Origin of the sequence: Massilia sp. IC2-476 (genome assembly GCF_020707295.1) — a bacterium.
Lineage (GTDB): Bacteria > Pseudomonadota > Gammaproteobacteria > Burkholderiales > Burkholderiaceae_D > Telluria.
In genome coordinates, this window is sequence record NZ_JAJFER010000008.1 from 161992 (window position 1) to 176365 (window position 14374).

Below are 14374 nucleotides of genomic sequence, written 5' to 3' on the forward strand. Positions count from 1 at the left end.
CGACGTATCAACGTCTGTCAGTTAAAAATCTAAATGTTGTTGCGCTGTACAGTGGCCATTGCGGCCTAATGACAGTCGTGGGAAATGCAGGGACGTTCGGACTGTTGGGAAAGTGCTGCGTTTCGAGCGCCAATCCGCCACCTTTTTGCAAGGGACGTCCTTCACCGTCACGCATGCTGCCGTTCCAGCCGTTCGCGGAAAAGACGACGAGTCCAGGCTCCGATGTCAACACTTCCAGGACGCGGCCAGAGGCGGGATCGGTCAGGGTCGCTGCATACTTTCCATTCAGGACAAACGTGTGATCCAGTCCGTTGTTCGTCTTGATGACCTCTTCACTGGAGTTGGCGATTGAGCCCAGGTTGCGGCCGGTGCGCAGGTCCATGGCGCCGGCAACAGGAGCGATCTGTCCGGTCGGCACACGCTTGGTGTCCGTCGGCAGCCACTTGTCCGCATTCACCTGCAGGACGTGCCCATAAACGTCCCGCGCGTCGGAGAGATTGAAGAACGCGTGATGGGTGAGGTTGATGACCGTCGGCTTGTCCGTCGTCGCGGTGTAGTCGATGCGCAGGTCCGAGTCCACGATGCGGAACTCGGCTTTCACCTGCAGATTCCCGGGAAAGCCATTCTCCCCATCGGGGCTGGTCAGGGACAGGTCCACGCCACATTCAGCGGCGGACGAGGTCCACAGACGGCTGCCGAATCCCCCTGGTCCTCCATGAACCGTCAGGCCATCCGGCCGCGTAACAAGGTCGTAACGCTTTCCGTCGAGCGTGAATCCACCATTGTTGATCCTTCCCGCAAACCGCCCAATGATCTTCGAGAAGGTCGCATTGCTCTCATAGTCGGACAGCTTTTCGAGGTTGCGAACGACATTCCGGACCTTGCCTTCGCGATCAGGCACCTTGATGGCGTGGATGATTCCGCCATAGTCCAGGATCGTGGCTTCGATACGCTCATTGCGGACGGTGTAGGCGGTAACGGCTTCGCCGGAAGACAGCGTGCCGAAGGGACGGGATTGAACGCTGCAGCTCGACACTGCTGTCGGAGGAGTCGCGCAAGCCGCCAATGTGGTGGCAAGGAGAAGCGCACACGCTGTTTTCGTTTTAATACCCATCCGCCAATGCTAACACCGCCGTGATGTTATCCCGGCTCCCGTGCGTCTTGGCCAGTGCCACCAGCTCCTCGCAGCAGGCATCCAGCGACTGCGCCGACGCCCGCTCCAGGACCGCCGCGATCGCGCCATGCGGCGTATTCCCATACAGCCCGTCACTGCACAGCAGGTAGAGATCCCCGCGTTTCACCTCGCAGACCTTGACGTCGGGCGCCACAGCCGCCGTCGGCCCGATCGCCTGCAGCAGCAGGTTGCGCGGTGGCAGGTCGTCGCACACGCCGGCTTCCAGGGCCTGTTGGTACAAGGTCTGGTCGCGGGTCAGGATGGCGAGCTCGCCGGCGCGGTAGCGGTAGATGCGGCTGTCGCCCACGTGGAAAATGGCGAGCGGGCCGTCCGGCATCCACTGCCAGAAGCCGCTCAGGGTGGTGCCCATGCCGGCGCCTTCGCCGTGGCCGTTGCGGAGGTTGGCGCCATAGACTTCGTCGTTGGCATGATCGACCGCCTGGTGCACGGCCAGCACGGCGCACATGTGCTCGTCCTGCCAGGTGGCGTCCGGGTCGAGCATCGTGCCGTGGGCGGGGAGGGCGCAGCGGAAGGGATCGGCGCTGCGCAGCGAAACGCGCAGCGAGTCGAGGGCCAGGTGGGCCGCAACCTCTCCGCCGTCGTGGCCGCCCATGCCGTCGGCCACCGCGACGATGCGCAGCTCGGGATCGATCAGGAAGTTGTCCTCGTTCGACTGGCGCACCAGGCCGACGTCGGTGAGTCCGTAGGCCGAGCCGAAGGCGAGGCGGTGGTAGATGCTCGGGGTGAGCTGGGTCCAGGTACTCATCGGCTGGTCTTGTCGTTGTATGCCAAAGTGAATGACGTCATCCTGACTCAAGGTAGTCGCATGACGCCGCTGACGGTGAAGCGGATTTCGCCGGGGCGCTCGCCCGGTGCGGTCTCGATGCGCAGGTCGGACAGGCCCTGTTGGTGGCTGCCGGCGACCAGGGCGGCGACGGCGTCCACCAATTGCGACTGCTGCGCTGCCCCCAGCTTTGCTGCATCGACGGGCGGCCCGAAGTAGTGGTCGAGCATGGCGCCAAAGTCGCGCCGGGTGGTCACGCAGTACACTGGCCGTGCATCCGGGAACATGGCGGCGACGCTGCCGCCGGTCCTGGCCTGCTCGGGATCGACGCAGGCAACGTAGACGCCGTTGTCGTTGCGCGCCACCGGCAGCCATTGCTGGCGCTCTGCGAGCGCGCGGTCCATCAGGCCGATCAGCTCCGTGGGCACGCGCCGCTCCGGATGGTGGCTCAGGTAGGGCACGGCAAAGTGGTCGGCCAGCGCCCGTCCGACTACCGGGAGCTTGAGGCGGAAGTCGTCGATCAGGACGTCTTCGATGTCCTGGCCGCTGGCGCGCGCATGCTGCAGCGCCTGTTCGACCTGGCCGCGCGGCAGCACCGTGTCGCGGATGGCGCCGGCGAAGCCGCCGCGCTCGCGCACTTCTTCCTGGCTGCGCTGGGCAAAGGCCACCGCCAGCGTTTCGCACAGCGAGCTTGCGCCTTCGACCACGGTGGCGGAGAAGGCGCCGCCGAGCAGGTTGTTAATCAGCTGGAAAACGCCGATGACCTGGCCCTCATGGAGGATCGGGATCACCAGCATCTCGCGCGTGCGGTAGCCGGTGCGGCGGTCGACGCCGCGCTGGAAGCGCAGGTCGGGCGCGTAACGGTGCAGTTCGTCCTCGTCATAGACGTCGTGCAGGTTCAGGGTGCGGCGCGACAGGGCGGCGTAGCCGGCCACGCTCAGCGCGTTGATCGGCAGGCGCAGCTGGCGGAAGGAAGACAGGCCGGTCTTGACCTTCGAGACCAGACTGGCCTTGTCCTCGCCGACCACGTAGATGCTCAGGCGGTCGGCGCCGAACAGGCTGCAGATGCCGCCCGAGACGTCGAGCATGATCTCGTCGATGTGGGCGGTAGCGTGGATCTGGGTCGTCAGCTGCTGCAGCTGGCGGAAGAACGCGCTGCGCCTGCCGGGATCCGTTTCCCAGGCCTGGGCGCTCATGAGGCCACGCGCGGCGCCAGCACCGTGGCGTCGGGGTCGCCGTCCAGCGCGGCAGCAGAGGCCAGGTTCCACACCGGTGCCGGCGGCGGCGGCGCCGCCTGCGCGAGGCTGTCGCCGTTCAGTGCACGCTGCAGGTCGTCGCGGAAGGCAAAGGCAGTAGGGTAGCGGTCTTCCGGCCGCTTGGCCAGGGCACGCATGACGATGCGGTCGAAAGCGGGGCTCAGGAGCGGATTGAGCACGCTGGGCGGCACCGGCTGGTCGTACAGGATCTTCTGCTGGACGGCGAACACGCCGCTGCCGCGGAACGGACGCTCGCTGGTGAGGAACTGGTACAGGATGATCCCGGCCGCGAACAGGTCGGACTGCGGGCCGACATGCTGGCCGGTGATCTGCTCGGGCGACATGAAGCTGGGCGTGCCGACCATACCGGCATCGGTCTGGTCGACGTTGACGGCGGCCATGCGCGCCACGCCGAAATCGGTCAGCTTCACGCGCAGGTCGTGGCTCAGCATCACGTTCGCCGGCTTGACGTCGCGGTGGATCACGCCGTGCTGGTGGGCGTAGCCGAGGGCCGCCAGGAGCTCGCACATCATGCGCACCGCATCCTCGAGCGTGAAATCGAGGTGGAAGTCCTGGGTCATGTCGAAGTAGGCGGCCAGCTCTTCGCCGCGCACCAGTTCCATCACCATGTAGGCGACGCCGTTCTCTTCGCCGAAGTCGTAGAGCGTGACGATGTGCGGGTGGTTCAGGCGCGCGACTGCTTGCGCCTCCTGGATGAAGCGCGCCGAGTAGGAGGCACGCAGTTCGCTGTCGGCCAGCGCCGCAGTGGAGATCACCTTGATCGCCACTTGCCGGTCCAGGCGCGGGTCGCGTCCTTCATACACCAGTCCCATGGCGCCGCGCCCGAGTACCCGCACTACCTGGTATCTGCCAAACTGGGTCGGTTCGTTCATGGACTGAAGGACGAGAAGCTTGCAATGGAGATAACGCGAGTGTAAATCAATCATCCCCGCTTGACGCCGCGGCAGGCCAAAAAATCGTGCGAAATGACACATTTTTGCCAAGGCGCGGCGCGGTTTATACTGGCGCCATGAACCAGACCCGCTGCAGCTGGGCCAACATGGCCAACCCCCGCTACATCGCCTACCACGACCACGAGTGGGGCGTGCCCTGCCACGACGAGACCACGCTGTTCGAGATGCTCAACCTCGAAGGCGCCCAGGCCGGCCTGTCGTGGGAAACCATCCTGAACAAGCGCGACAACTACCGCGTGGCCTTCGACGGCTGGGATGCGGAAAAAATCGCCCGCTACGACGATGCGAAGGTGGCTGAACTGCTGGCCAATCCCGGCATCGTGCGCAACCGCCTGAAGGTGGCGGCCGCGATCACCAACGCGAAAGCTTACCTGGCGATGCGCGAGCAGGGCCTCACGCTGGATGCCTACCTGTGGGGCTGGGTCGACGGCAAGCCGATCGTCAACAACTGGCCGGACGGAGTGCGCCCCGCCAAGACCGAGCTATCCGACCGCATCTCGAAAGACCTGGCGAAGCGCGGCTTCAAGTTCGTCGGCTCGACCATCATTTACGCCTACTTGCAGGGGATCGGCGTGGTGAACGATCACGACAAGGCCTGCTTCTGCTACGCAGGGCACTGACATGGACGTACGCGCACACTGGCGCGGCCGCGATCGCTACACGGTCTTCGACACCTCCTACGGCGACGGCACCCGCGCGCGCGCGTTGCAGGAGGCCTGGCGTACGGATCCGCAGCAGCCGGCGCGACTGCACATCGTGGCGCTGGCGAACGATCTGCTGCCGGGTTTTCACCGCGTTCCGCAGATTGACCCGCGCCTGACCTTGACTCTGCTCGCAGGGCCGCTGGAGACGGCACTGGCGCAGCTGAGCGCCCAGCCCGATTACGTTCGCCTCGATGGCGTGCAGGGCGCCGGCTTTGCCCGTTCGCTGGCGCGCATCGCGGCCGCCGGCGCGCAGCTGGAAGCCGAGGATCTGGATGCCGAACAGCGCGCTGCCCTGCAGGCCCAGGGTTTCGTCTTCAATGGCGAGACCAATCAAGCGGTCTTCGCCAGCCGCAAACCGCGCTTGCCGGTGCCGCCCGTGCCCGAGCGCCGCGCCATCGTGGTCGGTGCGGGCCTGGCCGGCGCCGCCGCCTGCGCCAGCCTGTGCGCGCGTGGCTGGCAGGTGACGCTGGTCGAGCGTCATCCCGAGCCGGCGATGGAAGCCTCGGGCAACCTGGCCGGCATCTTCATGCCGCTGCTCTCGCGCGACGACAACATCCCGACCCGCCTGACCCGGGCGGCCTACCTGTACGCGCTGCGCGCCTGGCGCCAGCTGGGCGGCATCGGCGCGGCGATCGAGGGCCAGGCCTGCGGCGTGCTGCAGCTGGCGCGCGACGCCAGGCATGCCGAGGTCTCGCGCAGCATCGCGCAGGAGGCGCACTACCCGCCGGAGTTCGCGCGCTGGCTGGAACGCCCTGAGGCCGAAGCCCTGCTCGGGCTGCCCGCCCCTAGCGGCGGCTGGCTGTTTCCGCAGGGCGGCTGGGCGCGGCCCGGCAGTGTGTGCCAGGTGATGCTGGACGCCTGCGGCGGGCGCCTGGTGCGCCGCTTCGGCGTCGGTAGCATCACCCTCGAACGCGAACGCGAGGAGTGGCTGGTGCGCGGCGAGGATGGCCAGGTGGTGGCAAGGGCGCCGACCGTGGTGCTGGCCAACGGCGCCGGCGCACGCAGCCTGGCGCAGTCGCGCGAGCTGCCCCTGAGTGCGCTGCGCGGGCAGGTGACCCATCTGGCGAGCGACAGCGTGCCGGCGCTGCCGCTGGTGCTGTGCCGCGAAGCCTACCTGACGCCCGCCGCGGGTGGCATCACCTGCGCCGGCGCCACTTACGATCTGGACGGCGATCCGCAGCTGCGCGCTTCCAGCCACCTGGAAAACATCGAGCGCCTGCGCGGCCTGGTGTCCGACCCTGCTGCCGCCGAGGGGGCGCCGCTGGCGGGACGCGTAGGTTTCCGCTGCGTGGCGCCGGACCGCCTGCCGCTGGTCGGCCACCTGCCGGATTTTGCCGCCGCCGGCGCCACCGAGCGCCTGCGCGATGTGCCGCGCCATCCGGGCCTGCATGCGCTGCTGGGTTATGCATCGCGTGGCTTGATCTGGGCGCCGCTGGCGGCCGAACTGCTGGCGGCCCAGCTGGAAGGCGAGCCTTTGCCTCTGGAGATGGCGCTGGTCGATGCGCTCGACCCGGCGCGCTTCGTGCTGCGGGCGCGCCGCAGTCCGCGAGGGCCGCAATCCGCCGAATAAGCCGGAGTGGTGTTGTTACGGCGCAATAAGTGACTTTCCGCCAGAAAGTGTCAAATTGCCGGCGGTATAATTGACGCACGGTAACTTTTAGCGGCCAACGCCTGGCCAACCCGATGGAAGACCCACATTCGCCCCTGTCCATGTTCCTTGCGTCGACTGCGCACGACATGAAGAATTCGATCAGCGTCCTGTCCGGCACGCTCGAGCGCCTGCTCGACGACGCCTCGCCGGAAACGGAGAAGGCGTATCCGCAGATGGCGCAGATGCTGTACCAGACGCGCCGCCTGAACGACAACCTGATGCAGCTGCTGGCGCTGTACAAGCGCGTTGGCACCTCCGAGTATCCCTTCGACGTCCAGCCGCTCGAAGTCGGCCAGCTGGCCGAGCAGGTGGTGGCCGTCGAACGCGTGCTGCTGGAGTCGCGCTCGATCGCGCTCGACCTGGACATCGATCCCGAGCTGGTGTGGCACTTCGACGAAGACCTGATCGTCGGCGTCGTCTCGCATGCAGTCAACAATGCCGTGCACTACACGCGCGACCGTATCCTGCTGGCCGCCCGCGAGCGCGACGGCTGGCTCGAGATCCGCGTCGAGGACAATGGCGCCGGCTTCCCGGCCGCCCTGCTGGAAGCGGGCAACGCCATGGCGAGCGGCGTGAACTTCCTGACCAACAGCGCGGGCCTGGGCCTGCATTTCGCGCGTGAGGTCGCGCGCATGCACCGTCACCGCGAGCGCAGCGGCGCCATGCGCCTTGAAAATGGCGGCCGCCTGGGCGGCGGCTGCTTCATCCTGACGCTGCCATGAGCGCCGTCCTGAGCGCCATGGCGCCCCAGCCCAGCGAGCAGGTCGACTGGGCGTCCAAGAGCTACCTGGTGGTCGACGACTTCGTCGGCATCCGCCAGCTGCTGCGCGAAGCCCTGCGCAGCCTGGGTGCGCGCAACATCGACCAGGCCTCCAGCGGCGGCGAGGCCATGGGCCTGCTGAACAAGATGCGCTACGACGTGGTGCTGTGCGACTTCAACCTGGGCGAGGGCAAGAACGGCCAGCAGGTGCTGGAAGAAGCGCGCATGCGCAACCTGCTGCTGCCCTCGAGCGTGTTCCTGATGGTGTCGGCCGAGAAGAGCGTCGAATCGGTGATGGGCGCCGCCGAGCACCAGCCGGACGCGTACCTGGTCAAACCGATCACCGAAGGCGTGCTGCTCACGCGCCTGAACCGGGTGTGGCGCAAGAAGCAGGTGTTCAGCCTGATCGACCAGGCCTATGCCGAGAAGGACTATCTGCGCGCGGCGCGCCTGTGCGACGAGCAGATCGCGGTGAACAAGGTGCACGAGATCGACCTGCTGCGCATGAAGGCGCGCCTGATGGAGAAAAGCGGCGAACCGGCGCGCGCACGCGAGACCTACGAGCGCGTGCTGGCCCAGCGCGAATACCAGTGGGCGCGCGCGGGCCTGGCGAAGATCCGCCTGGCCGACGGCGAATTCGAGCAGGCGCGCCAGATGTTCCAGACCGTGATCGCCGAAAACCGCTACTACATCGACGCCTACGACCAGCTGGCCCTCAGCTACCAGAACATGGGCAAGCATGAAGAGGCGCTCGGCATCCTGGAGCGCGCGGCCAAGCTGTCGCCGAACTCGGTGCCACGCCAGCGCAACCTGGGCCAGGCCTGCCTGAAGCTGGGGAACGTCGGCATGGCCGAAAAGGCCTTCCGCAAGTGCATCGCGATTGGCGAGTACTCGATCCGCAAGACGCCGGACGCCTATCTTGGCCTGGCGCGCGTGTGCGGCCTGAAGAACGACCCGAAGGAAGCACTGCAACTCTTGATCACGGCGCAGCGCGAGTTCGGCGCCGAGCACCCGGACCTGGAACTGCGCACTAAGATCACCGAAGGCCTGGTCTACCACGAGAGCGGCGACTACCGCCGCGCGCGCAAGGCTGGCGACGAACTGGAAGCGCTGCTGCAGGCGACGGGCGAGCGGCCGGACGTCGCCACCTGCATCGAGATGGCGACCCTGCTGTTCGCGGTCGGCGTCAAGGAAGCGCCGGTCGACCTGCTGTGCTACGTGATCCGCAACAACCACGACAACACCCTGCTGCACGACGAGGTGCAGGCGATCTTCGAGAAGGCGCGTATGGGCGAGGAGGGCGAAAAACTGATCCGCGGCGCGCGCAAGGAAGCGATCGACCTGATGAACCAGGGCGTGCTGCTGTGGAAGACCAACAAGCTGGCCGAAGCGGTCGAATGGATGCGCAATGCACGCGCGGCGCTGCCGCACAACGTGCGCATCCTGTTCAACTCGGCGCAGATCCTGATCTCGCACATGCAGCAGCGCGGCTACAGCCTGGCCCTGCACGACGAGGCGCACGGCGTGCTGTCCCATGTCGACCGCCTCCAGCCGGGCCAGCAGCGCTTCGCGCAGCTGATGGAGCAGTTGTTGCTGCTGGCGCCGAAACCGGAAGCACCTGCAGAGACGGAAGCGGAAGCGGACGCCGCGCCGGCCGGCTAGCGGCATTCCCCTCGAACGTCGGTGCATGGCGTGCCCGCCTGCAGCCCGTTTTCTTCTCCATGCCGGCGCCGCAGTTCCGCGCACAGCACGCCCACATCGAGCCCGCCGTCGCGCTTGCGGGCGGCGTCCGTGGCGCCGCCCAGCGCGCATTCACCGATGTACTGGCCGAGCGCCCGGTAGCTCTCGAACTGGGTCTCGTCGAACCACTGGTCGACCGAGCTTTCGTGCGGATAGGCGGGATGCACCTTGCGGTAGTTGAGCAGGTCAGCGTTCTCGCGTCCGACGATGGCTGGTTTGATGTACAGGAAGGTGCCGTCCACGCCGCCTTGGTCGACCTGGCTGTAGCGCACCGTGCCCACCGCGCAGCTGGCGCCGCACAGGCCTTCGCTGCCCTGCTGGGCCATCTTCGAGACGTCGAGGTCGATGCGCACGTGCAGGTCGGTGGCGCACTTGCGAATCGCATTGCCCAGGTCGGCGAATGAGAGCATGCCGTCGCTGGCCACGTCCACCGCGATGATCAGGCGGCAGCGGCGCCGCACCAGTTCGTAGATGCCGAGGTTGTCGAAGTGCCCGCCGTCGGACAGGTACACGTAGGTGGCGTCGGCATTGGTCAGCCCGAACAGCTCGGCCAGGAGGCTGAACAGCCCGACCGGCGGCGATGACTGCTGCCAGGCCGGCTTGCGCGGATTCGGGCACCAGCGCCCCAGGCGCACGTTAAACATCGTCATCAGGAAGTTCAGCGGCGGCGAGGAGTGCGCGCCCATGTTCGGGCTGGCCGCCGCGCCCGAGACCGCGATCGCCATCCCGAGCCGCACCCCGGCATCGTCGTCGGCGCCGGCGCCGGAGCGCGAGCCGTAGCTGTCGGTGGGGCGGTAGCAGCCACGCGCGGCGTCCAGGCTGGCGGCGCTGCCGACCGTGCTGCCTGTCGATCCCGGCGGCAGCTCGAAACCGCAGTAGCGCGGCGTGAAGGTGAACGAGGCGGCCTTGCGGGTGCGCCAGGCCAGCTCCTCGCCGCCGACCAGGTTGAGCGAGGTGTTGATGATGTGGCAGGGACGCTGCTGCTTCAGGTCCGCCAGCAGCGGGTCGTCGCCGGGGTCGAAGCCGGTGAAGGGATGGGGCTTGCGCGCGCGGCTGCTGGCGCCGAAGTAGGCGCGCACCAAGCGGTTCCGGTACAGCATGTAGAGCGAAAACTTGTTGATGTCCACGCGCCAGCCGAGCAGCAGGGCGGCGCCCAGGAAGAGCGCGAAGGCCCAGGCCAGATGGCGGCCCTCGGTGGCGAGGGTGGCGCCGGCGTGGGCGCCGTAGACGCAGGTGAAGCTGATGGGCGTGGGACAGGCTACCAGCGGCGGCGCCACGATCGCCTGCACCAGCGCGCTCAGGAGCGCAAACACGCCGGCCGTGAACACGTAGGGCGCCAGGCGCGCCAGCAGGTCGAGGCGCGAGTCGGTCGCGTGGATCGCGGCGCCGGTGCGGCTGCCGCTGCCGGCCTTCAGCCCGAACCACGTCATGGCCAGCCAGCCGAGGGCGGTCGTGATATGCGACCACGGGTTGTAGGTCAGCCAGGCCCAGTGCAGCAGCGGCGCCAGGAAGAAGGCGACGCCGAACATGGTGACCCAGGCCAGCGCGAAGATCCAGGCCCAGGCGCCCTGGCGGCTCCACCACTCGCGGCTGGCGTCGCTGTACATGCGGCCGATCAGGCCGATCATCAGGGTCATGGTGCCGGCGAACAGCGCCATCATCAGCGGCATGCCGAAGGTGGTAAGGGCAATCGCGTTGTTCAGCACCGGATGCTCCCTGGGATTGGGCAGCAGCGACAGGCCTCCCAGGAGCAGCACGGTGCCGATGGTGAGGGCCCCGAGGGCGCACAGCAGGTGCGACACGCCTTCGAGCAGCTCGATCCGGGTGAGGTCCGTCGACGGCGGGCGCGGCTGCAGGCGCTGCACTACCCACAGCGCGATCGCCACCAGCACCAGCACCGCGGACAGGGACAGCAGGCCGTTCACCACGTGTTCGCCGGTCTCGCGCGCCATCAGGTGCAGCATCAGCTCCGGCGCGAAGGCGCGCGCCGCCGCGCACAGGACGGCCAGCACGGCGATGAAGGCGGCGCTGCAGAGGGTGTAGCCGACGCGCCGGTAGATGCTGGTGCGGTCGTGCGCCACGTACCAGCCGCAGGCCCACACCACGAAGTAGACGAAGCCCGGCGCCAGCAGCCAGTGCGCGCGGCCCTGCAGCTGGGCCGGCAGCATGCCCAGTTCCCAGAACGGCACTTCGCCGCCGTGGCGCCACAGGCCCAGGCTGCCGAAGAAACCGGCCAGCAGCAGCGGCAGGTTGATCCACCACAGCACCGCGCCCTGCGACAGCGGGAAGCGGCGCTGCCCGCGCGAGCCGGAGGGCTTGCTGGAAACGGAGAGGGCGATGCAGAACACGGCGAACAGGAACAGCATCACGCCCGTCATCCAGGCCAGGTCGGCATACACGGCCCAGGGACCGCCGGGATCGACGATGCGGTGCACGGCCCATACGGCGGCGCGCGGCAGCAGCAGCAGGGCGCACAGCCAGGCCACCAGCATGGTGAGGTTCAGGCCCGTGTTGCGGATGTAGGTGCCGATCAGGGTCCAGGTATCGGCGCTGAACATGCCGCCGCGCGGCGACAGGTAGTTGGTGTACAGGCGCAGGAAGCGGATCGCCGGCGCTTCCGCGCTGCCGCTCGCATTGGCCCCCTTTTGCGCCAGCATGTCCTCGACCCCGCGCACGTCGCCGCCCTGTTCGTGGATGCACTTGGACAGCCAGCCGCCGATGAAGCCGCCGCCGGAGACGGTGGACAGGTAATCGAGGTGGCGCAGCAGCCCGTGCGCCGCCATCGCCTGCAGCACCCCCAGCCCGAAAGTGGCGCTGCGCACGCCGCCGCCCGACAGGGCCAGGCCCACCAGCTCGGCCTTGTGGGCGCGCGACGAGAGCTTGGCGCCGGGCGGCGCATCCGGGTCGGGGTGCAGCAGCTCGAGTTCGTCGCGAAAGACGTCATGGAAGGTGGCGCCGCTGACCTTGTCCAGGCGCGCCAGCGTGGGCTCGTCCAGCACGCCGCGGCCGGCGATGCCCTGGCTGCGACGGAATTCGACGATGGCCTCGGCCAGTTCCCCCAGGGTGCAGGCATGCGCCGGGGGGCGGCAACCGGCCGCCTCGAGTTTGCGGCGCAGGTCGGCGATGTGCGCCGGCGCCAGGCTGGCAGGGTCGAAAGTGGACACGGGCATTCCTGCTGAAAACGGGCGGGGCGGGAAGCAGCCCCGTTGAGCCAGTTCAGCACGCCAGTTGAGCGAGCGCTAGCGATTACATCAATGATCTGTGGCTGTTTTTGTCTGGTAATCTTGCTCCATCGACGTTCACGGAGGGCGATATGCTGGAATCGACGGGATGGGCGGGCCGGCGGTGTGCAAAGGCCCTGGCTGGGCTGGTGCTGGCGGGAATGTCAGGATGGGCTGCCGGCGGTGACAAGATCAAGCCTGTCACCCCGGCCGCCGGCGCACCAGGCATGATCAGGTACGAAAGCTGCGCGCGTCCGGTCTATCCGGAAGAAGAGTTCAAGCAGAATCATGAAGGTACGGTCACATTGCGCTTCCTGATCGGTGCGGACGGCCGGGTCAAGGACTCGCGGATGGTGAAGTCCTCCGGTTATCCTGCGCTGGACGAGGCGGCCAGAGCCGGCCTTGTCAAATGCCGCTTCCATCCTCCCATGGCGGATGGCAAGCCAGTGGATGCCTGGACCCATATTCAATACGTTTGGACGACAAAGGCAAACACGGAAAGGAAGCGCGAGATGAGCACGAGCGAGATGCGCTACGAGGCGATCGGCCGCTACATCTACGGGGCCGCGCGCTTCGGCGGCGATATGGACGCCGTGGAGCGCTGGATAGCGGACGATCTCGGCGTCGCACGCCCCCAGCCTGGCGACAGCGAAGCTATGAATGGCCTCTGGACCGCTTTCCTCGACAAATACCCGACGCCTGAAGCGCTGCAGGAAAACCATGCGCGCTTTATGGAGGCTCTCAAGAATCGCCCTGACTGATTTCAAGGCACGTAGATTTGCGCGGTCGCCCCCTTGAGCCCGGCCTGCGGCAGGAACTGGTCCGAAATCGTCAGGATCGCATGCAGGTTATTCCTGAGCTTGTCGAGTTCGATCGCTCCTGGCTGCAGCGCCGTCTGCAGCAAGTGGATCGCCATGTCAGCCAGTAGCAAACGCTGCTTGTCCAGCCAGGGCTCGCCGGGCCCGGCTGATTTTGTCGCAGGATGACGCCTGTAGTGCTCCTCGACTTCACGGTGCAATTCCCAGCCGGTCTTGATCAGGCGCACTCGCGTTTGCTCATCCATCGGGTTCTCCATTCTTTATTCCTAGTAATTGCAAGCTGTTAATTATCTCGTACATACGGTAGAGTGCATTCGCACGATCAGGCAAGCTTCTCTTAACGCTGTCCCTACCGGTGTTTCATGAAATTTAAACCTTCGTTCTTCTTCTGGCTTGTCCTTGTTTTCTTCATCACCAACCTCATCCATGAAAGCGCGCACTGGCTGATGGGAACCGCTTTGGGTCTCGACATGCAGTTTGGCCTGAATATCGTGCGCAGCCGCTCGCCGGCCGAGCCGTGGCAAAAGATGCTCTGCGACGTGGCAGGGCCAATCGTGACGATCGTGCAGGCCGTGATCGCCTATCTCATCGTTCAGCGCAAGGCTTCGACGCTGGCATTCGCCTTCCTGTACACGGCGGCGTTCTCGCGCGCGGTCGCAGGCCTGGTCAGCTTCCTGCATCCGAACGACGAGGCGCGCGTCAGCATGTACTTTGGTCTCGGCAAATGGACCCTGCCGATCCTGGTAGCCGGCGGGCTGATCGTCCTGGTAGTGAAAGCAAGCAGGCGCCTCCAGCTGAAATGGAAGGATCAATTGCTTTGCTATGTGGTCGCTTCACTGGCAGTGTCGGCCATCGTCGGACTGGACCGGTTCGTGCTGTAAGCGCCTGTTCATCGGCTCCGGTCGTTGCCGTCCGCCGGTTCGCGGTTGTAGCGATAATGCTTTTCAAGCGGAAACGGCGGCAGCCAGGACTCGCGCCGGATGATCCAGTTTTCGTAGCTCGGCACCAGTTGATCCGGCGCGTCGAGGGCGCCCAGGTGCACTTCGATTTCATCCTCGCTCTGTGCAAAGACCGAGGAACCGCAGCGCGGGCAGAAGTGGCGGTTGGCGTAGGAGCGGGTCTCGCCGCTGACCGTTACAGCATCCTGCGGAAAGATCGCCGCGGCATAGAACAGCGCGCCGTGGTGCTTGCGGCAATCGAGGCAGTGGCACAGGCCGACCCGGTAGGGCCGGCCGGTGGCGACGAGACGCACATCGCCGCACAGGCAGCCGCCGGTGAAATCCGCCATCTGC

13 protein-coding genes are annotated in these 14374 nt (G+C 66.7%); 6 read left to right on the forward strand and 7 right to left on the reverse strand.

The features are described from left to right. Positions 1-7: 7 nt before the first annotated feature. The 4 genes from LK539_RS19915 to LK539_RS19930 are packed head-to-tail and all read right to left on the reverse strand — an operon-like array spanning position 8 to position 4107. A complete protein-coding gene (locus LK539_RS19915; RefSeq protein WP_227802801.1) occupies positions 8-1114 on the reverse strand; it encodes an aldose epimerase family protein in 1107 nt (368 codons plus the stop codon). Next, on the reverse strand, positions 1104-1940 hold the full coding sequence (locus LK539_RS19920) for a PP2C family serine/threonine-protein phosphatase (RefSeq protein ID WP_227802802.1): 837 nt from the start codon (positions 1938-1940) through the stop codon (positions 1104-1106). Before LK539_RS19920 ends, LK539_RS19915 begins: the two co-directional genes overlap by 11 nt. Before the next feature lie 47 nt (positions 1941-1987). After that, positions 1988-3154 carry a GAF domain-containing protein gene (locus LK539_RS19925; RefSeq protein ID WP_227802803.1) on the reverse strand — a complete coding sequence of 389 codons (1167 nt, stop codon included), beginning with the start codon at positions 3152-3154 and terminating at the stop codon, positions 1988-1990. Continuing rightward, a complete protein-coding gene (locus LK539_RS19930; RefSeq protein ID WP_227802804.1) occupies positions 3151-4107 on the reverse strand; it encodes a serine/threonine-protein kinase in 957 nt (318 codons plus the stop codon). The genes LK539_RS19925 and LK539_RS19930 overlap by 4 nt, the downstream gene beginning before the upstream one ends. A 137-nt stretch (positions 4108-4244) precedes the next feature. On the opposite strand from LK539_RS19930, the gene LK539_RS19935 reads away from it, so the two are divergent. The 4 genes from LK539_RS19935 to LK539_RS19950 all read left to right on the forward strand — a co-directional run bounded on the left by LK539_RS19935 (position 4245) and on the right by LK539_RS19950 (position 8965). Continuing rightward, a complete protein-coding gene (locus LK539_RS19935; protein WP_227802805.1) occupies positions 4245-4808 on the forward strand; it encodes a DNA-3-methyladenine glycosylase I in 564 nt (187 codons plus the stop codon). Position 4809: 1 nt separating this feature from the next. Continuing rightward, a complete protein-coding gene (gene mnmC / locus LK539_RS19940) occupies positions 4810-6462 on the forward strand; it encodes an FAD-dependent 5-carboxymethylaminomethyl-2-thiouridine(34) oxidoreductase MnmC (RefSeq protein WP_227802806.1) in 1653 nt (550 codons plus the stop codon). A 113-nt stretch (positions 6463-6575) separates the two neighbouring features. After that, positions 6576-7265, forward strand: coding sequence for a sensor histidine kinase KdpD (locus LK539_RS19945; protein ID WP_227802807.1), 690 nt, complete (start codon positions 6576-6578; stop codon positions 7263-7265). Next, positions 7262-8965: a response regulator gene (locus tag LK539_RS19950; protein ID WP_227802808.1), complete on the forward strand. Its 1704-nt coding sequence runs from the start codon at positions 7262-7264 to the stop codon at positions 8963-8965. The genes LK539_RS19945 and LK539_RS19950 overlap by 4 nt, the downstream gene beginning before the upstream one ends. On the opposite strand, the gene LK539_RS19955 is transcribed toward LK539_RS19950, so the two are convergent. Further along, positions 8962-12207, reverse strand: coding sequence for a patatin-like phospholipase family protein (locus LK539_RS19955; RefSeq protein ID WP_227802809.1), 3246 nt, complete (start codon positions 12205-12207; stop codon positions 8962-8964). The two genes, LK539_RS19950 and LK539_RS19955, sit on opposite strands and share 4 nt — an antisense overlap. 149 nt (positions 12208-12356) lie before the next feature. Between LK539_RS19955 and LK539_RS19960 the strand changes: the two genes are divergently transcribed. Next, entirely contained in the window at positions 12357-13025 is a 669-nt protein-coding gene (locus tag LK539_RS19960; protein WP_227802810.1) for an energy transducer TonB, read from the forward strand. Positions 13026-13027: 2 nt separating this feature from the next. On the opposite strand, the gene LK539_RS19965 is transcribed toward LK539_RS19960, so the two are convergent. Further along, entirely contained in the window at positions 13028-13339 is a 312-nt protein-coding gene (locus tag LK539_RS19965) for a hypothetical protein (protein WP_227802811.1), read from the reverse strand. Between the two features lie 105 nt (positions 13340-13444). Here LK539_RS19965 and LK539_RS19970 point away from each other — a divergent pair, with 105 nt between their 5' ends. Then, positions 13445-13963: a hypothetical protein gene (locus LK539_RS19970; protein WP_227802812.1), complete on the forward strand. Its 519-nt coding sequence runs from the start codon at positions 13445-13447 to the stop codon at positions 13961-13963. 8 nt (positions 13964-13971) lie between these two features. Here the strand turns inward: LK539_RS19970 and LK539_RS19975 are convergent, their stop codons facing one another. Further along, the gene (locus LK539_RS19975) at positions 13972-14370 is read right to left on the reverse strand and encodes a GFA family protein (protein ID WP_227802813.1); all 399 of its coding nucleotides are present in this window, start codon (positions 14368-14370) and stop codon (positions 13972-13974) included. Positions 14371-14374 lie beyond the last annotated feature (4 nt).

Excerpts from the sequence above, each read along its gene's own strand:
- LK539_RS19915 (WP_227802801.1), bottom strand. The coding sequence starts at position 1,114 with ATGGGTATTAAAACGAAAACAGCGTGTGCGCTTCTCCTTGCCACCACA.
- LK539_RS19920 (WP_227802802.1), bottom strand. The coding sequence starts at position 1,940 with ATGAGTACCTGGACCCAGCTCACCCCGAGCATCTACCACCGCCTCGCC.
- LK539_RS19925 (WP_227802803.1), bottom strand. The coding sequence starts at position 3,154 with ATGAGCGCCCAGGCCTGGGAAACGGATCCCGGCAGGCGCAGCGCGTTC.
- LK539_RS19930 (WP_227802804.1), bottom strand. The coding sequence starts at position 4,107 with ATGAACGAACCGACCCAGTTTGGCAGATACCAGGTAGTGCGGGTACTC.
- LK539_RS19935 (WP_227802805.1), top strand. The coding sequence starts at position 4,245 with ATGAACCAGACCCGCTGCAGCTGGGCCAACATGGCCAACCCCCGCTAC.
- mnmC (WP_227802806.1), top strand. The coding sequence starts at position 4,810 with ATGGACGTACGCGCACACTGGCGCGGCCGCGATCGCTACACGGTCTTC.
- LK539_RS19945 (WP_227802807.1), top strand. The coding sequence starts at position 6,576 with ATGGAAGACCCACATTCGCCCCTGTCCATGTTCCTTGCGTCGACTGCG.
- LK539_RS19950 (WP_227802808.1), top strand. The coding sequence starts at position 7,262 with ATGAGCGCCGTCCTGAGCGCCATGGCGCCCCAGCCCAGCGAGCAGGTC.
- LK539_RS19960 (WP_227802810.1), top strand. The coding sequence starts at position 12,357 with ATGCTGGAATCGACGGGATGGGCGGGCCGGCGGTGTGCAAAGGCCCTG.
- LK539_RS19965 (WP_227802811.1), bottom strand. The coding sequence starts at position 13,339 with ATGGAGAACCCGATGGATGAGCAAACGCGAGTGCGCCTGATCAAGACC.
- LK539_RS19970 (WP_227802812.1), top strand. The coding sequence starts at position 13,445 with ATGAAATTTAAACCTTCGTTCTTCTTCTGGCTTGTCCTTGTTTTCTTC.
- LK539_RS19975 (WP_227802813.1), bottom strand. The coding sequence starts at position 14,370 with ATGGCGGATTTCACCGGCGGCTGCCTGTGCGGCGATGTGCGTCTCGTC.